Origin of the sequence: Escherichia sp. MOD1-EC7003, from assembly GCF_002965065.1 — a bacterium.
Classification (GTDB): Bacteria; Pseudomonadota; Gammaproteobacteria; order Enterobacterales; family Enterobacteriaceae; genus Escherichia.
On the sequence record NZ_PTRE01000026.1, the window covers coordinates 1 to 17,976 of the forward strand.

General features: G+C 50.8%; 16 protein-coding genes and 1 pseudogene. 12 read left to right on the forward strand and 5 right to left on the reverse strand.

Annotated elements, in window-relative coordinates; all coding sequences use genetic code 11:
• Positions 1 to 43: 43 nt before the first annotated feature.
• Positions 44 to 1,129, reverse strand: a pseudogene (locus A7090_RS04135) (tyrosine-type recombinase/integrase).
• Between the two features lie 88 nt (positions 1,130 to 1,217).
• On the opposite strand from A7090_RS04135, the gene dusA reads away from it, so the two are divergent.
• Positions 1,218 to 2,255 (forward strand): tRNA dihydrouridine(20/20a) synthase DusA, encoded by a 1,038-nt coding sequence (dusA, locus tag A7090_RS04140; RefSeq protein WP_105273143.1) that lies wholly within the window; start codon positions 1,218 to 1,220, stop codon positions 2,253 to 2,255.
• A 133-nt stretch (positions 2,256 to 2,388) separates the two neighbouring features.
• Entirely contained in the window at positions 2,389 to 2,631 is a 243-nt protein-coding gene (pspG, locus tag A7090_RS04145) for an envelope stress response protein PspG (protein WP_000891404.1), read from the forward strand.
• Between the two features lie 165 nt (positions 2,632 to 2,796).
• Here pspG and A7090_RS04150 read toward each other — a convergent pair whose 3' ends face one another.
• Positions 2,797 to 3,780 (reverse strand): quinone oxidoreductase, encoded by a 984-nt coding sequence (locus tag A7090_RS04150; RefSeq protein WP_105273144.1) that lies wholly within the window; start codon positions 3,778 to 3,780, stop codon positions 2,797 to 2,799.
• Between the two features lie 82 nt (positions 3,781 to 3,862).
• Here A7090_RS04150 and dnaB point away from each other — a divergent pair, with 82 nt between their 5' ends.
• From dnaB to A7090_RS04190, 8 genes are all read left to right on the forward strand, one after another.
• Positions 3,863 to 5,278 carry a replicative DNA helicase gene (gene dnaB / locus A7090_RS04155; protein WP_105273145.1) on the forward strand — a complete coding sequence of 472 codons (1,416 nt, stop codon included), beginning with the start codon at positions 3,863 to 3,865 and terminating at the stop codon, positions 5,276 to 5,278.
• 52 nt (positions 5,279 to 5,330) lie between these two features.
• On the forward strand, positions 5,331 to 6,410 hold the full coding sequence (alr, locus tag A7090_RS04160) for an alanine racemase (RefSeq protein WP_105273146.1): 1,080 nt from the start codon (positions 5,331 to 5,333) through the stop codon (positions 6,408 to 6,410).
• A 37-nt stretch (positions 6,411 to 6,447) separates the two neighbouring features.
• The gene (gene pnuC / locus A7090_RS04165; protein WP_105273147.1) at positions 6,448 to 6,990 is read left to right on the forward strand and encodes a nicotinamide riboside transporter PnuC; all 543 of its coding nucleotides are present in this window, start codon (positions 6,448 to 6,450) and stop codon (positions 6,988 to 6,990) included.
• Positions 6,987 to 7,991 (forward strand): AAA family ATPase, encoded by a 1,005-nt coding sequence (locus tag A7090_RS04170; RefSeq protein ID WP_105273148.1) that lies wholly within the window; start codon positions 6,987 to 6,989, stop codon positions 7,989 to 7,991. The genes pnuC and A7090_RS04170 overlap by 4 nt, the downstream gene beginning before the upstream one ends.
• Before the next feature lie 81 nt (positions 7,992 to 8,072).
• Positions 8,073 to 9,266 carry an aromatic amino acid transaminase gene (tyrB, locus tag A7090_RS04175; protein WP_105273149.1) on the forward strand — a complete coding sequence of 398 codons (1,194 nt, stop codon included), beginning with the start codon at positions 8,073 to 8,075 and terminating at the stop codon, positions 9,264 to 9,266.
• Positions 9,267 to 9,603: 337 nt separating this feature from the next.
• Positions 9,604 to 10,317 carry an acid phosphatase AphA gene (gene aphA / locus A7090_RS04180; protein ID WP_105273150.1) on the forward strand — a complete coding sequence of 238 codons (714 nt, stop codon included), beginning with the start codon at positions 9,604 to 9,606 and terminating at the stop codon, positions 10,315 to 10,317.
• Between the two features lie 110 nt (positions 10,318 to 10,427).
• On the forward strand, positions 10,428 to 10,844 hold the full coding sequence (locus A7090_RS04185) for a secondary thiamine-phosphate synthase enzyme YjbQ (RefSeq protein WP_105273151.1): 417 nt from the start codon (positions 10,428 to 10,430) through the stop codon (positions 10,842 to 10,844).
• A 3-nt stretch (positions 10,845 to 10,847) separates the two neighbouring features.
• Positions 10,848 to 11,204 (forward strand): MmcQ/YjbR family DNA-binding protein, encoded by a 357-nt coding sequence (locus tag A7090_RS04190; RefSeq protein ID WP_000155648.1) that lies wholly within the window; start codon positions 10,848 to 10,850, stop codon positions 11,202 to 11,204.
• A gap of 1,545 nt (positions 11,205 to 12,749) precedes the next feature.
• Here the strand turns inward: A7090_RS04190 and uvrA are convergent.
• Positions 12,750 to 15,572, reverse strand: a complete 2,823-nt coding sequence (gene uvrA, locus A7090_RS04200; RefSeq protein ID WP_105273153.1) for an excinuclease ABC subunit UvrA — start codon at positions 15,570 to 15,572, stop codon at positions 12,750 to 12,752.
• A gap of 253 nt (positions 15,573 to 15,825) precedes the next feature.
• Here uvrA and ssb1 point away from each other — a divergent pair, with 253 nt between their 5' ends.
• Positions 15,826 to 16,362 carry a single-stranded DNA-binding protein SSB1 gene (ssb1, locus tag A7090_RS04210; protein ID WP_105273155.1) on the forward strand — a complete coding sequence of 179 codons (537 nt, stop codon included), beginning with the start codon at positions 15,826 to 15,828 and terminating at the stop codon, positions 16,360 to 16,362.
• A gap of 98 nt (positions 16,363 to 16,460) precedes the next feature.
• Here ssb1 and A7090_RS04215 read toward each other — a convergent pair whose 3' ends face one another.
• A complete protein-coding gene (locus A7090_RS04215; protein ID WP_105273156.1) occupies positions 16,461 to 16,742 on the reverse strand; it encodes a YjcB family protein in 282 nt (93 codons plus the stop codon).
• A gap of 300 nt (positions 16,743 to 17,042) precedes the next feature.
• Positions 17,043 to 17,366, reverse strand: a complete 324-nt coding sequence (soxS, locus tag A7090_RS04230) for a superoxide response transcriptional regulator SoxS (protein WP_000019358.1) — start codon at positions 17,364 to 17,366, stop codon at positions 17,043 to 17,045.
• An 85-nt stretch (positions 17,367 to 17,451) separates the two neighbouring features.
• On the opposite strand from soxS, the gene soxR reads away from it, so the two are divergent.
• A complete protein-coding gene (soxR, locus tag A7090_RS04235) occupies positions 17,452 to 17,916 on the forward strand; it encodes a redox-sensitive transcriptional activator SoxR (RefSeq protein ID WP_038354707.1) in 465 nt (154 codons plus the stop codon).
• Positions 17,917 to 17,976: the final 60 nt, after the last annotated feature.

Here is a 17,976-nt window from a genome sequence, read left to right on the forward strand (position 1 = left end):
TGGACATTATTTTTGTAGAGCCGGAGGAAACAGACCAGACGGTTTAAATGAGCCGGTTACGTTCTTCAAAACGATTATGTAAAGATTTCGGATACAGTTCGGTATATACCTGCCATAGCACGTTTAATGAACGATGCCCTGTAACTTGAGCGACTTCCTCAATACTAAAACCAGCCTCAAATAAGCGACTTGCCCCTTCTCTACGCAAATCATGGTATCGCAGATCTTTAATACCTAATTTGCTTCTTACCCTCTGAAATCCTGCGGTAACAGAAGTGCTGTTATATGGAAAAATGAATTCTGATTTTTTGGGTTGGCGCTGGACGATATCCCAGGCTTCCCCAAGCAAGGCAACTTTCATATGGTTACCTTCCTTTTAACGTGGATCTTTCCTATCTCTTACTAGTATAGATTTTTGTTCTTGGTCGAGATCTTCCCATCGTAACCGGCATACTTCTCCGATTCGCATACAGGACCACACAGAAAATTTGAGGATATCAACGAACGGAATTTTTGAGCATTTATGAGTAGATCGTTGTTGAAGGCCTTCAATGAGCATGTCCAGTTCATCAGATGCTGGTCTACGATTACGACGGTTTGATTTACCAATCAAACCGAGTTTAAGTAGATATGGACGAGCGCTTTTCGCCGGGTTTGATGTGTAATTGATTCCGTATACAGGTTTTGCCGCATCCAGAACACTGCCAAGATAACTAACATCGTGGCTGACTGTTGCTGGGCCTGCACCAGCGTTGTTTCTTAGCCTGCAATGTTCAATTACGTCATTTTCTGTCAGTTCGGATAGTTTGATCGCGGAGATGTCACTATCCATAAGCAGTTCCAGCACATATCTTTTAGTACGGCCTGCTTTACCTCCGGCATTTGGGTCATTTAAATATTTGTGTAGTAAGTCACGGACTGTAAGTCCGTCAACTGCATTTGATGATGGAATGCCATATAGATCTAATTCCATCACTTTCTGTGTACCCCATGTTTTGGCATGGGCATGTTTAGGGAATGTTTTGCTTTCCCTGTAAGTGATAACACCTTTTTCTTTGATAATCACATTACAGCGATAGCGTGGTGTGCCATCGGATTTTAGTCGTTTCTCTATGTTATAGTACGCCATTACACGACCTCGTTATTTCGGGTCCCCATAAAACGTGGGGACCTGTGCGGGAACCTAACGCGAGAAAAATAGCCTGAAATGTTCAAAAATGCACGATAATCATGAAACACAAAAAATTAATCAAACCAGCGTGATGCCTGAAAAAACTGGTGTTTACTGGAATTCTCGGTTTAGCATTGCTCCTATGCTCGACTGGACGGACAGACATTGCCGCTATTTCTTGCGTCTGCTTTCCCGCAATACGTTGCTGTATACCGAAATGGTGACCACAGGGGCGATTATTCACGGTAAAGGTGATTACCTGGCGTACAGTGAAGAAGAACATCCGGTAGCGCTGCAACTGGGCGGTAGCGATCCTGCGGCGCTGGCGCAGTGTGCGAAGCTGGCAGAAGCGCGCGGATATGATGAGATCAACCTGAATGTCGGCTGTCCGTCTGACCGGGTACAGAACGGCATGTTTGGCGCGTGCCTGATGGGCAATGCGCAGCTGGTTGCTGACTGCGTGAAAGCGATGCGCGATGTGGTGTCTATTCCGGTGACGGTGAAAACGCGTATTGGCATCGACGACCAGGACAGCTATGAATTTCTCTGCGATTTCATCAATATCGTTTCCGGTAAAGGCGAGTGCGAGATGTTCATCATCCACGCGCGTAAAGCCTGGCTTTCGGGGTTAAGTCCGAAAGAAAACCGTGAAATCCCACCGCTCGATTACCCGCGCGTGTATCAGTTGAAGCGTGACTTTCCGCATCTGACGATGTCGATAAACGGCGGTATCAAGTCGCTGGAAGAGGCTAAAGCGCATTTGCAACATATGGATGGCGTGATGGTCGGGCGTGAGGCGTATCAGAATCCAGGTATTCTGGCGGCGGTAGATCGAGAGATCTTTGGATCCTCGGATACCGATGCCGATCCGGTGGCGGTGGTGCGCGCCATGTATCCGTACATTGAGCGTGAACTCAGCCAGGGAACGTATCTCGGCCATATTACCCGGCATATGCTGGGCCTGTTCCAGGGTATTCCTGGCGCGCGACAGTGGCGGCGTTATTTAAGTGAAAATGCCCATAAAGCGGGCGCTGACATTAACGTGCTGGAACATGCGCTCAAGCTGGTGGCAGATAAACGTTAATTTTTCACCAAAAAGTAGTCAAATTCACCACGCCCTGCGCACCGTCGCGGGGCGTTTTGCTGTTAAATCAATAAATTAGTTTTGGCATGATTCTTGTAATGCCAGCAAGAGATTTCATATTTGGGAGAGCATCATGCTGGAACTACTTTTTGTGATTGGCTTTTTTGTCATGTTGATGGTCACCGGCGTTTCGTTGCTGGGCATTATCGCCGCGCTGGTTGTGGCGACGGCCATTATGTTCCTCGGCGGTATGCTGGCATTGATGATTAAGTTGCTGCCGTGGTTACTCCTAGCGATTGCGGTGGTGTGGGTTATTAAGGCGATTAAAGCACCAAAAGTGCCGAAATATCAGCGTTATGACCGCTGGCGTTACTAAGGGATTGTGCGGATGATCACAACCTAAAGTTTTATCCTTAGAACAAAATAGGAATTGATAATCAAATCTGTCACTATTGCGCCTCTAACAGATTCATCGTGCTGTACCCTACATACAGCCGAACTATAAAAAGAAAGGGCTTCCCAGGTGGAAGCCCTATTTCTTTTATGGAATCAACAAGCTGGAACCTTGCGTCGCCCGGCTTTCCAGAATCTCATGCGCACGCTGCGCATCCTTCAGCGGATATTTCTGCTGCCCGGCAACATCGACCTTAATCACGCCGCTGGCAATCAAAGAAAACAGTTCATTACTGGCCTCGGTTAACTCCTCCCGCGTGGTGATATAGCCTTGCAGGGAAGGGCGTGTCACATACAGCGAACCTTTCTGATTGAGAATGCCTAAGTTCACACCGGTAACTGCACCTGATGAGTTGCCAAAACTCACCATTAAGCCGCGGCGTTGCAGGCAATCCAGCGAACGTTCCCAGGTGTCTCTGCCCACGGAATCGTACACCACGCGCACTTTCTTACCGCCGGTGATCTCTTTTAACCGCTCGACCAGGTTTTCTTCGCGATAGTTAATAACCTGCCACGCCCCGGCTTTTAAGGCGCTTTGCGCTTTCTGCGCTGTTCCCACGGTGCCGATGAGTTTTGCCCCCAGGGCTTTTGCCCACTGGCAGGCAATCAAGCCAACGCCGCCAGCAGCTGCGTGGAACAGGAACTGTTCGTCGGGTTTAATTTCATAGGTTTTGCGCAGCAGATAATAAACCGTTAAGCCTTTCAGGAATGATGCCGCAGCTTGCTCAAAAGAAATTGCCGTAGGCAGAATCGCCGCTTTATCCGCATTGATATTATGCACAGAGCTGTAAGCGCCTAATGCCGACTGTGCATAGACTACGCGATCGCCTGCCTTAATATGCTTTACACCACTGCCGACTTTACTCACGATGCCTGCCGCTTCGGTCCCTAATCCGCTGGGCAGCGATGGTGGCGGGTAAAGGCCGCTGCGGATATACGTGTCGATAAAATTGATGCCAATGGCTTTATTTTCGACCTGGATTTCATTCTCTGCCGGATCGGCAGGAGTGAACTCTACGGCTTGCAGTACTTCCGGGCCACCGTGCTTGTGAAATTCAATTCGTGTTGCCATGTGTCCTCCAGAACGTATCGTCAGGGTCTGCTTCATATGGTAAAGTTTCGACCCATTCTTTATCTCGGTAACTCCATTCACTATGGCAGGAAATAAACCCTTCAACAAACAGCAGGCTGAACCCCGCGAACGCGATCCACAAGTTGCCGGGCTGAAAGTGCCTCCGCACTCGATCGAAGCGGAGCAGTCGGTGTTGGGCGGTTTAATGCTGGATAACGAACGCTGGGACGATGTAGCCGAGCGTGTGGTGGCAGACGATTTTTACACCCGTCCCCACCGTCATATCTTTACCGAAATGGCGCGTTTGCAGGAAAGTGGTAGTCCTATAGATCTGATTACCCTGGCAGAATCGCTGGAGCGCCAGGGGCAACTCGACAGCGTTGGTGGTTTTGCTTACCTGGCAGAGTTGTCAAAAAATACGCCAAGTGCGGCGAACATCTGTGCTTATGCGGACATTGTGCGTGAACGTGCTGTTGTCCGTGAGATGATCTCGGTCGCGAATGAAATTGCCGAAGCTGGTTTTGATCCGCAGGGGCGCACCAGCGAAGACCTGCTGGATCTGGCTGAATCCCGCGTCTTTAAAATTGCCGAAAGTCGTGCAAACAAAGATGAAGGGCCGAAGAACATCGCCGATGTGCTCGACGCAACCGTGGCGCGTATTGAACAGTTGTTTCAGCAGCCACACGATGGCGTTACCGGGGTAAACACCGGTTATGACGATCTCAACAAAAAAACCGCTGGCTTGCAGCCGTCGGATTTGATCATCGTCGCCGCGCGTCCGTCGATGGGTAAAACGACATTTGCGATGAACCTCGTCGAAAACGCGGCGATGTTGCAGGATAAGCCAGTGTTAATCTTCTCACTGGAGATGCCATCAGAACAGATTATGATGCGTTCTCTGGCGTCGCTGTCGCGCGTCGATCAAACCAAAATTCGTACCGGGCAGCTGGATGATGAAGATTGGGCGCGCATTTCCGGCACCATGGGTATTTTGCTCGAAAAACGCAATATCTATATCGATGATTCCTCCGGCCTGACACCAACGGAAGTGCGTTCCCGCGCGCGGCGTATTGCCCGTGAACACGGTGGCATCGGGCTTATCATGATCGACTACCTGCAACTGATGCGCGTACCAGCGCTTTCCGATAACCGTACGCTGGAAATTGCAGAAATCTCCCGCTCGCTGAAAGCGCTGGCGAAAGAACTGAACGTGCCGGTGGTGGCGCTGTCCCAGTTGAACCGTTCTCTGGAACAACGTGCCGACAAACGCCCAGTCAACTCCGACCTGCGTGAATCTGGTTCTATCGAGCAGGATGCGGACTTGATCATGTTTATCTATCGTGATGAGGTGTATCACGAAAACAGTGACTTAAAAGGCATCGCGGAAATTATTATCGGTAAACAACGTAACGGCCCAATCGGGACGGTACGCCTGACCTTTAACGGTCAATGGTCGCGCTTCGACAACTATGCGGGGCCGCAGTACGACGACGAATAATAATTATTTTATGAATTAGGTAATTAAAGCAAACACTTATCAAGGAACACAAATGCAAGCGGCAACTGTTGTGATTAACCGCCGCGCTCTGCGACACAACCTGCAACGTCTTCGTGAACTGGCCCCAGCCAGTAAAATGGTTGCGGTGGTGAAAGCGAACGCTTATGGTCACGGTCTTCTTGAGACCGCGCGAACGCTCCCCGATGCTGACGCCTTTGGCGTAGCCCGTCTCGAAGAAGCTCTGCGACTGCGTGCGGGGGGAATCACCAAACCTGTACTGTTACTCGAAGGCTTTTTTGATGCCAGAGATTTACCGACGATTTCTGCGCAGCATTTTCATACCGCCGTGCATAACGAAGAACAGCTTGCTGCGCTGGAAGAGGTTAGCCTGGACGAGCCGGTTACCGTCTGGATGAAACTCGATACCGGTATGCACCGTCTGGGCGTAAGGCCGGAACAGGCTGAGGCGTTTTATCAGCGTCTGACGCAGTGCAAAAACGTTCGTCAGCCGGTGAATATCGTCAGCCATTTTGCGCGCGCGGATGAGCCAAAATGCGGTGCAACCGAGAAACAACTCGATATCTTTAATACCTTTTGCGAAGGCAAATCAGGTCAACGTTCCATTGCCGCGTCGGGTGGCATTCTGCTGTGGCCACAGTCACATTTTGACTGGGTGCGCCCGGGCATCATTCTTTATGGTGTATCTCCGCTGGAAGATCGCTCCACCGGTGCCGATTTTGGCTGTCAGCCGGTAATGTCATTGACCTCCAGCCTGATTGCCGTGCGTGAGCATAAAGCCGGAGAGCCTGTCGGTTATGGTGGAACCTGGGTAAGCCAACGTGATACTCGTCTTGGCGTAGTCGCGATGGGCTATGGCGATGGTTATCCGCGCGCCGCGCCGTCCGGTACGCCAGTGCTGGTGAACGGTCGCGAAGTGCCGATTGTCGGGCGAGTCGCGATGGATATGATCTGCGTAGACTTAGGTCCACAGGCGCAGGACAAAGCCGGGGATCCGGTCATTTTATGGGGCGAAGGTTTGCCCGTAGAACGTATCGCTGAAATGACAAAAGTGAGCGCTTACGAACTTATCACGCGCCTGACTTCAAGGGTTGCGATGAAATACGTGGATTAATATTCGTCTCCAGGGAGGGACAATGTCTTATTGAGAAATCGCCGCGTGTCTGGCATACGCGGTTTCCGTCTGGCTGGCTGCCAGAAACAATGTGCATACATGGTGGATCGGCATAATTGGCAGCATATTGTACGGCTGGGTTTTTTGGTCCGTGCAACTCTATGCCGATGTTACGCTCCAGTTATTCTTCATCGCGACCAGCATCACTGGCTGGATCCACTGGCTGAAAGGTCAGGGTGGCGACATCTTGCCGGTGCGCCGAACGCAAGCCAGTCACTTTTTCCTTTTGTTGCTCTGTGCTGTCGTCGTGGCAGGCGGTTACGGCTTTTTACTCCACACCTTTACCAATGCCTGGGCACCTTGGCTGGATTCGTTGATTTTGACCTTTAGCGTTCTGGCACAATTCATGTTGATGGGAAGACGTATCGAAAACTGGTTCGTCTGGTTAGCGGTGAATACCCTGGCAGTGCCACTGTATATGACGCGCGGTTTAAACCTGACCGCTGGCTTATATTTCCTGTTCTGGATTAACGCCTGGCATGGTTTGTATCAATGGCGCAAAGAGTTGCAAACATCATGAAGCCTTTTGCAACGGGCTTGGTGGTTGGTAAATTCGCGCCTTTGCATTGTGGTCATGAAAAGTTGATCAATACCGCACTGGCGCAATGTGAAGAACTGTTCATCATCAGTTATTCCGTACCAGAAATGCCTGACTGTGAACCTGAAAAGCGCCTGACGTGGCTGCAAGTGCGCTTCCCGCAAGCGACGATTTTGGTACTGACGCCAGAGCTTGTTGCGCGTTATAACTTACCTGCTATCCCGCATAACGATGCCGATGCCGACATCCACCGTCATTATGTGGCGACGCTATGCTTGCAGATATTACGCTGTCGTCCACATGCTGTATTTACTGCAGAAGACTATGGCGATGGCTTTGCTAACGTGCTGGCGCGGCGTTTTGCCCAACCTGTTGAACATGTTCGAATGGCGCGCCCAGTTGGCGATGAAGCGCCTTCGGGAACGCTTATTCGTTCCGATGTTCACCGCTATCGCTACATGTTGGCGAATGATGTTTATTACAGTTTCGTTCGCCGTATCTGTCTGCTTGGTGGAGAATCTACCGGTAAAAGCACGCTTTCAAAAGCGCTGGCTGATGGGCTTGATACGGTGTATGTCGCTGAATTTGGTCGCGACTATTGGGAAGAGAAAAATGGTGTTTTAACCGCAGACGATTTGTTGCATATCGCCCGCGAACAGGTACGTCGGGAACAACAAGCAGAAGCTAATCGCTATCTTATATGTGACACATCGCCACTCACGACCTTGTTCTATACCCTTGATCAATATGGTCATGCCCCGAAGGAACTTCACCAGCTGGCGGAGCGGGAATACTCTCTGGTGGTGCTTTGCGGCGCAGAATTTCCCTTCGTGCAGGATGGCACCCGGCAAGGAGAGGTATTTCGCGCACGGCAACAGGTGTGGTATGAACAGGAATTGTCGCGCAGGAACATTCCTTATCTTTCGGTTTCGGGGCCACTGCAAGAGCGAGTGGAGCAAATTCTTCGCCAACTTCCCGACTGACTTTGAACATCCTCTCGATCTTCGCCTTCTTCCGGTTTATTGTGTTTTAACCACCTGCCCGTAAACCTGGAGAACCATCGCGTGTTTCAAAAAGTTGACGCCTACGCTGGCGACCCGATTCTTACGCTTATGGAGCGTTTTAAAGAAGATCCCCGCAGCGACAAAGTGAATTTAAGTATCGGTCTGTACTACAACGAAGACGGAATTATTCCACAACTGAAAGCCGTGGCAGACGCGGAAGCGCGCCTGAATGCGCAGCCTCATGGCGCTTCGCTTTATTTACCGATGGAAGGGCTTAACAGCTATCGCCATGCCATTGCTCCGCTGCTGTTTGGTGCGGACCATCCGGTACTGCAACAACAGCGCGTAGCAACCATTCAAACCCTTGGCGGCTCAGGGGCATTGAAAGTGGGCGCTGACTTCCTGAAACGCTACTTTCCGGAATCAGGCGTCTGGGTCAGCGATCCCACCTGGGAAAACCACGTAGCGATATTCGTCGGGGCTGGATTCGAAGTGAGTACTTACCCCTGGTATGACGAAGCGACTAATGGCGTGCGCTTTAATGATCTGTTGGAGACACTGAAAACATTACCTGCCCGCAGTATTGTGTTGTTGCATCCATGTTGCCACAACCCAACGGGCGCCGATCTCACCAATGACCAATGGGATGCGGTGATAGAAATTCTCAAAGCCCGCGAGCTTATCCCATTCCTCGATATTGCCTATCAAGGATTTGGTGCCGGTATGGAAGAGGATGCCTACGCCATTCGCGCCATTGCCAGTGCCGGATTACCGGCTCTGGTGAGCAATTCATTCTCGAAAATTTTTTCCCTTTACGGTGAGCGTGTTGGCGGTCTTTCTGTGGTGTGTGAAGATGCCGACGCCGCAGGCCGCGTGCTGGGGCAGTTGAAAGCAACAGTTCGTCGCAACTACTCCAGCCCGCCAAATTTTGGTGCGCAGGTGGTGGCTGCGGTACTGAATGATGAGGCATTGAAAGCCAGTTGGTTGGCAGAAGTAGAAGAGATGCGTGCCCGTATTCTGGCGATGCGTCAGGAGCTGGTGAAGGTATTGAGCACAGAGATGCCAGAACGCAATTTCGATTATCTGCTTAATCAGCGCGGCATGTTCAGCTATACCGGTTTAAGTGCCGCTCAGGTTGACCGTCTGCGCGAGGAATTTGGCGTTTACCTGATCGCCAGCGGGCGTATGTGTGTTGCCGGGTTAAATACGGCAAATGTACAACGTGTGGCAAAGGCGTTTGCCGCAGTGATGTAATGCAGGAAAGCAGGCAGATAAACAGCCGCCTGCTCAATTATCAATAAGTGGGTATATGTATTTTTTCAGCTAATCGTACAAAGGAATGGGTTCTGATAATCGATATTTTCTACTGAGAAAATAGAAGTTTTTATATCCGAATATTTTTACACCATAGAGAGCCATTAAATTGTTAAATACAATAAACATAGTCTGATCGCATGTGATCCTGCTCCCTTTCTTAACAAAAGCCGCAGATAATCCTTCCTTTCCCCTGCAGCTGGCGTTATGGTCAGATGGTTTTTTCTACAAATTTCACAATAAAAAGTTTCAACATACTGACTATTTAGGGAAAAATATGCGCAAGATCACACAGGCAATCAGTGCCGTTTGCTTATTGCTCGCTCTAAACAGTTCCGCTGTTGCTCTGGCCTCATCTCCTTCACCGCTTAACCCAGGTACTAACGTAGCCAGACTTGCTGAACAGGCGCCAATTCATTGGGTTTCGGTCGCACAAATTGAAAATAGCCTCGCAGGGCGTCCACCAATGGCGGTGGGGTTTGATATCGATGATACGGTGCTTTTTTCTAGTCCGGGCTTCTGGCGCGGCAAAAAAACTTTCTCGCCAGAAAGTGAAGATTATCTGAAAAATCCTGTGTTCTGGGAAAAAATGAACAATGGCTGGGATGAATTCAGCATTCCAAAAGAGGTCGCTCGTCAGCTGATTGATATGCATGTACGCCGCGGTGACGCGATCTTCTTTGTGACTGGTCGTAGCCCGACGAAAACAGAAACGGTTTCAAAAACGCTGGCAGATAATTTTCATATTCCTGCCACCAACATGAATCCGGTAATTTTTGCGGGCGATAAACCAGGGCAAAATACAAAATCGCAATGGCTGCAGGATAAAAATATCCGAATTTTTTATGGCGATTCCGATAACGATATTACTGCCGCACGCGATGTCGGCGCCCGTGGTATCCGCATTCTGCGCGCCTCCAACTCTACCTACAAACCCTTGCCACAAGCGGGTGCATTTGGTGAAGAGGTTATCGTTAATTCAGAATACTGACAGAGCGGGAGAGCGTGATGCTCTCCTGAATGCTGTTTTTTTATTCACACCTTTATCCTTTCGCTGTCTTGCTGCAAACTGATTAAGAGAGTTTTATCAAGGAGCAGCACATGTGGTTTCAAAAGACGCTTACGCTTAGCGCCAAATCTCGTGGGTTTCATCTGGTAACGGATGAAATTCTGAATCAGCTGGCTGATATGCCGCGTGTTAACATCGGCTTACTGCATCTGTTGCTGCAACATACCTCCGCCTCTCTGACACTTAATGAGAATTGTGACCCCACTGTACGCCATGACATGGAGCGCTTTTTCCTCCGTACCGTTCCCGATAACGGAAACTATGAGCATGACTATGAAGGGGCAGACGATATGCCTTCTCATATCAAATCCTCAATGCTGGGGGTATCGCTTGTATTGCCGGTGCATAAAGGGCGTATTCAGACCGGTACCTGGCAAGGCATCTGGCTGGGGGAACATCGTATTCACGGTGGATCGCGTCGCATCATCGCGACACTACAAGGGGAGTAAAAAATGACCATTTCGGAGTTGCTACAATATTGCATGGCTAAAGCTGGCGCGGAACAGAGCGTTCACAGCGACTGGAAAGCGACGCAGATCAAAGTTGAAGATGTGCTTTTTGCGATGGTGAAAGAGGTCGAAAATCGCCCGGCCGTTTCGCTGAAAACCAGCCCGGAGCTGGCAGAGTTGTTACGTCAGCAGCACAGTGATGTGCGTCCGAGCCGCCATCTGAACAAAGCGCACTGGAGCACCGTGTACCTCGACGGCTCGTTGCCAGATTCGCAAATCTATTATCTGGTGGATGCGTCGTATCAGCAGGCGGTGAATTTGCTGCCGGAAGAAAAACGTAAATTGCTGGTGCAACTCTGAAAGAAAAAGGCCGTTCAGGAAGCGGTCTGAGAATGATGACAAACGCAAAATTGCCTGATGCGCTACGCTTATCAGGCCTACGTAATCTCTGCAATCTATTGAAACTGCATGTTTTGTAGGCCGGATAAGGCGTTCACGCCGCATCCGGCATGAACAACGCGCACGTTGTCAGCAGTCTGAGGCAGGGTTCGGCCTGAGAATGATGACAAACGCCAAATTGCCTGATGCGCTGCGCTTATCAGGCCTACGTAATCACTGCAATCTATTGAAACTGCATGTTTTGTAGGCCGGATAAGGCGTCCACGCCGCATCCGGCATGAACAACGCGCACGTTGTCAACAATATGAGCCGCCTGAGAATGATGGCAAATGCAAAATTGCCTGATGCGCTGCGCTTATCAGGCCTACGCAATCTCTGCAATCTATTGAAACTGCATGTTTTGTAGGCCGGATAAGGCGTTCACGCCGCATCCGGCATGAACAAAGCGCACGTTGTCAACAATCTGAGCCTCCAAAAGGAGGCTGAGAATGATGACAAACGCAAAATTGCCTGATGCGCTACGCTTATCAGGCCTACGTAATCTCTGCAATCTATTGAAATTGCATGTTTTTGTAGGCCGGATAAGGCGTTCACGCTGCATCCGGCATGAACAACGCGCACGTTGTCAGCAATCTGAGGCCGTTCAGGAAGCGGTCTGAGAATGATGACAAACGCAAAATTGCCTGATGCGCTACGCTTATCAGGCCTACGTAGTCACTGCAATCTATTGAAATTGCATGTTTTGTAGGCCGGATAAGGCGTTCACGCCGCATCCGGCATGAACAATGCGCACGTTGTCAGCAGTCTGAGGCCGTTCAGGAAGCGGCCTGAGAATGATGACAAATGCAAAATTGCCTGATGCGCTGCGCTTATCAGGCCTACATAATCTCTGCAATCTATTGAAATTGCATGTTTTGTAGGCCGGATAAGGCGTTCACGCCGCATCCGGCATGAACAACGCGCACGTTGTCAACAATATGAGCCGCCTGAGAATGATGACAAATGCAAAATTGCCTGATGCGCTACGCTTATCAGGCCTACGTAATCTCTGCAATTTATTGAAATTGCCTGTTTTGTAGGCCGGATAAGGCGTTCACGCCGCATCCGGCATGAACAACGCGCACGTTGTCAGCAGTCTGAGGCCGTTCAGGAAGCGGCTTGAGAATGATGGCAAATGCAAAATTGCCTGATGCGCTACGCTTATCAGGCCTACGTAATCACTGCAATCTATTGAAATTGTATGATTTTGTAGGCCGGATAAGGCGTTCACGCCGCATCCGGCATGAACAACGCGCACGTTGTCAGCAGTCTGAGGCCGGGTTCGGCCTGAGAATGATGACAAACGCAAAATTGCCTGATGCGCTGCGCTTATCAGGCCTACGTAATCTCTGCAATCTATTGAAACTGCATGTTTTGTAGGCCGGATAAGGCGTTCACGCCGCATCCGGCATGAACAAAGCGCACGTTGTCAGCAGTCTGAGGCCGCTCAGGAAGCGGTCTTAACAATTACAGCATCGGCTTGAGGAAGCGCGCCGTATGCGATGCTTCGCACTCCGCGACGGTTTCTGGCGTACCGGCGACGAGGATTTCGCCGCCGCCACTGCCGCCTTCCGGTCCCAGATCGACAATCCAGTCGGCGGTTTTAATCACATCGAGATTGTGTTCAATCACCACAATGGTGTTGCCCTGATCGCGTAGTTTATGCAGTACGTCGAGCAGTTGTTGAATATCGGCAAAGTGCAGACCGGTGGTCGGCTCATCAAGAATATACAGTGTCTGCCCGGTGCCGCGTTTTGACAGCTCACGCGCCAGTTTCACGCGCTGGGCTTCACCGCCGGAAAGGGTGGTTGCGGACTGCCCAAGGCGAATGTACGTCAGGCCAACATCCATCAGCGTTTGCAGCTTACGCGCCAGTGCCGGTACGGCATCAAAGAACTCACGTGCCTCTTCGATGGTCATATCCAGCACTTCGTGGATGGTTTTGCCTTTGTACTTAATCTCCAGCGTTTCGCGGTTATAGCGCTTACCTTTGCACTGGTCGCACGGCACGTAAATATCCGGCAGGAAGTGCATCTCCACTTTGATCACGCCATCGCCCTGACAGGCTTCGCAGCGTCCACCGCGAACGTTAAAGCTGAAACGTCCTGGTGTATAACCACGCGCACGGGATTCCGGTACGCCCGCAAACAGTTCACGTACAGGTGTAAACACACCGGTATAGGTCGCCGGGTTAGAACGTGGAGTTCGACCAATCGGGCTTTGGTCGATATCGATCACTTTATCGAAATGCTCCAGCCCCTGAATATCGCGATACGGTGCCGGTTCGGCAATAGTCGCACCATTCAACTGGCGTTGGGCAATCGGAAACAGCGTGTCGTTAATCAATGTCGATTTACCGGAACCTGAAACCCCGGTGATACAGGTAAACAGACCGACTGGCAGCGTCAGCGTCACGTCTTTTAGGTTATTGCCACGTGCGCCTGTCAGCTTCAGCACTTTTTCCGGATTCGCCGGAACGCGTTTCTTCGGCACTTCAATCTTGCGTTTGCCGCTCATGTACTGCCCGGTCAACGACTCCGGCACGGCCATAATCGCTTCCAGCGGACCTTCTGCGACCACTTCACCGCCGTGTACACCCGCACCAGGACCGATATCGATCACATGGTCAGCGGCGCGAATCGCGTCTTCGTCGTGCTCTACCACAATCACGGTATTACCGAGATCGCGCAGATGAATAAGCGTACCCAACAGGCGTTCGTTATCGCGCTGGTGCAGGCCGATAGACGGCTCATCAAGCACGTACATAACGCCAACCAGGCCCGCGCCAATCTGGCTCGCCAGACGGATACGCTGGGCTTCACCGCCAGAAAGCGTTTCTGCCGAGCGGGAAAGTGTCAGGTAATTCAGGCCGACGTTAACGAGGAATTTCAGGCGATCGCCAATCTCTTTGAGGATTTTTTCTGCAATCTTCGCCCGCTGACCAGCGAGTTTCAGATTGTTGAAGAATTCCATCGCATGACCGATGCTCATGTCGGAAATAGCGGGCAGCGGCGTATTCTCGACATACACGTGGCGTGCTTCCCGACGCAAACGTGTTCCGTCGCAGCTGGCACACGGGCGATTGCTGATGAACTTGGCTAATTCTTCACGTACTGCGCTGGATTCCGTCTCTTTATAACGGCGCTCCATATTATGCAGCACGCCTTCGAACGGATGACGACGAATGGATGTATCGCCGCGATCGTTCATGTATTTGAATTCAATGTTTTCTTTGCCAGAACCGTACAGCACCACTTTATGCACGTTCGCGCTCAGGCTGCCCCATGGTGCTTCGACGTCGAACTTATAGTGGTCTGCCAGCGATTTTAGCATCTGGAAGTAATAGAAGTTGCGGCGATCCCAGCCGCGGATCGCTCCACCAGCCAGAGACAGCTCCGGATTTTGGATCACGCGATCAGGATCGAAATATTGCTGTACGCCAAGGCCGTCACAGGTCGGGCAGGCACCCGCTGGGTTGTTAAATGAAAACAGGCGTGGTTCCAGTTCACGCATACTGTAGCCGCAAATCGGACAGGCGAAATTGGCAGAAAACAGCAGCTCTTCCGCTTTCTGATCGTCCATATCGGCAACGACCGCAGTACCACCGGAAAGCTCAAGCGCCGTTTCAAACGACTCCGCCAGACGTTGGGTGAGATCGTCACGCACTTTGAAGCGATCAACCACCACTTCAATAGTGTGTTTCTTTTGCAGTTCCAGTTTCGGTGGATCGGAAAGATCGCAGACTTCGCCATCAATGCGCGCACGGATGTAGCCCTGGCTCGCCAGATTCTCCAGCGTTTTGGTGTGTTCACCTTTGCGCTCTTTAATGATTGGCGCGAGTAGCATCAGACGCTTACCTTCCGGTTGCGACAACACGTTATCCACCATCTGGCTGACGGTTTGCGCCGCCAGCGGCACATCGTGATCCGGGCAGCGCGGCTCACCAACGCGAGCGTACAGCAAACGCAGATAGTCGTGGATTTCGGTGATTGTCCCCACCGTAGAACGCGGGTTATGAGACGTCGATTTCTGCTCAATTGAGATGGCAGGAGAAAGCCCCTCAATATGGTCGACGTCCGGTTTTTCCATCAGTGACAGAAACTGCCGCGCGTAAGCAGAAAGGGATTCAACGTAACGGCGCTGCCCTTCGGCATATAAGGTGTCGAAAGCGAGCGAGGATTTGCCAGAACCCGAAAGCCCAGTCACGACAATGAGCTTGTCGCGGGGGATAACGAGGTTGATGTTTTTGAGATTATGGGTGCGGGCGCCCCGAACTTCGATCTTATCCATTCACCTTTCCCGGATTAAACGCTTTTTTGCCCGGTGGCATGGTGCTACCGGCGATCACAAACGGTTAATTATGACACAAATTGACCTGAATGAATATACAGTATTGGAATGCAATTCCCAGAGTGTTGTGTAAGAATGCCTGGCCAGGTTTGTTTCCCGGAACCGAGGTCACAACATAGTAAAAGCGCTATTGGTAATGGTACAATCGCGCGTTTACACTTATTCAGAACGATTTTTTTCAGGAGACACGAACATGGCCAGCAGAGGCGTAAACAAGGTTATTCTCGTTGGTAATCTGGGTCAGGACCCGGAAGTACGCTACATGCCAAATGGTGGTGCAGTTGCCAACATTACGCTGGCTACTTCCGAATCCTGGCGTGATAAAGCGACCGGCGAGATGAAAGAGCAGACTGAATGGCACCGCGTTGTGCTGTTCGGTAAACTGGCAGAAGTAGCCAGCGAATATCTGCGTAAAGGTTCTCAGGTTTATATCGAAGGTCAGCTGCGTACCCGTAAATGGACCGACCAATCCGGTCAGGATCGCTACACCACTGAAGTTGTCGTAAACGTTGGTGGCACCATGCAAATGCTGGGTGGTCGTCAGGGCGGTGGTGCTCCTGCAGGTGGCAATATCGGTGGTGGTCAGCCGCAGGGCGGTTGGGGCCAGCCTCAGCAGCCGCAGGGTGGCAATCAGTTCTGCGGTGGCGCACAATCTCGCCCGCAGCAGTCCGCTCCGGCAGCGCCGTCTAATGAGCCGCCGATGGACTTCGATGACGATATTCCGTTCTGATTTGTCATTAAAACAACAGGCTATATTGTTTTAAGGTGGATGATTAAAGCATCCAGCAGCCATAAAAAAGAAGCCTCCGTGATGGAGGCTTCTATATATCAGGTCAAAATCATTGGCCACTGTGGCGGTGTCTGATTCATCTCTTCTATCATCACCGATTCGATGTTGTGCCAGATGGCGGTGATATCTGCCATTGTGATGCCAAGCAATCCCATAGCGAACCAGCAGGCAGAAACCACGCCCAGGCCACTGCTGATCACCGCAAGCCCAATATAATCAGATTTTCGAAAACGAATGTTAAGAGTACTAGCCAGAAACATCATCACGGCACTAAGCAGCTGCCAGCGAAGAAGAACTACGCCAGTGGTGAGGGTAGCCATCAAACAATTCCTCTGAAAAGAGCCGATGCCCTGGACAGCGCGGCGTTGTTCGCGGGAGGCGTGGTACACTCTGGCTATCGCGGGCTTTCAAAACACAAAAATGAAACATTCTGTTTGTTTCATGATTTTTGTGAACTATATCACAATTGATTGTTTGTTAGCCAGATTATACCGTGACTTTTATTGCTGTACTGATTATGTGTTTATTCACTGGCATCAAAGGCATTTCTTCCCGCCGCAGGTGCTTATGCAATGAATGGAGCAATTACCCGCGCGGGAGTTAACGCGCGGGCAATAAAACTACAGGCGGTGGCGATAATCGCTGGGAGTGCGATCAAACTGCCGACGGAAAACGCGGGAAAAAGTCTGCTGCGAGACATAACCCAGGTCCATTGCGATATCAAAAATCGGACGCTCGGTGGTGCGCAACTCAACGGCGGCCAGTAACAGGCGGCGTTGACGGATGTAATCGCCAAGCGTCTGATGCGTCACCGTGCGGAACATCCGCTGTAAGTACCACTTTGAATAGCCTGATTTTTTGGCGACGACATCAATGTTAAGCGGCTGGTCAATATGCTCGTCAATCCATGCGATAAGATCCTGAATAATTTTCTGATGGGACATAAATCTGCCTCTTTTCAGTGTTCAGTTCGTTAATTCATCTGTTGGGGAGTATAATTCCTCAAGTTAACTTGAGGTAAAGCGATTTATGGAAAAGAAATTACCCCGCATTAAAGCGCTGCTAACCCCCGGCGAAGTGGCGAAACGCAGCGGTGTGGCGGTATCGGCGCTACATTTCTATGAAAGCAAAGGGTTGATTACCAGTATCCGTAACAGCGGCAATCAGAGGCGATATAAGCGTGATGTGTTGCGATATGTCGCAATCATCAAAATTGCTCAGCGTATTGGCATTCCGCTGGCGACCATTGGTGAAGCGTTTGGCGTGTTGCCCGAAGGGCATACGCTCAGTGCGAAAGAGTGGAAACAGCTTTCGTCACAGTGGCGAGAAGAGTTGGATCGGCGCATTCATACCTTAGTTGCGTTGCGTGACGAACTGGACGGATGTATTGGTTGCGGCTGCCTTTCGCGCAGTGATTGCCCGTTGCGTAACCCAGGCGACCGCTTAGGGGAAGAAGGTAGCGGCGCACGTTTGCTGGAAGATGAACAAAACTAAAGCGCCACAAGGGCGCTTTAGTTTGTTTTCCGGTCTTTGTCTTTCTCTCTATCCCGCTGG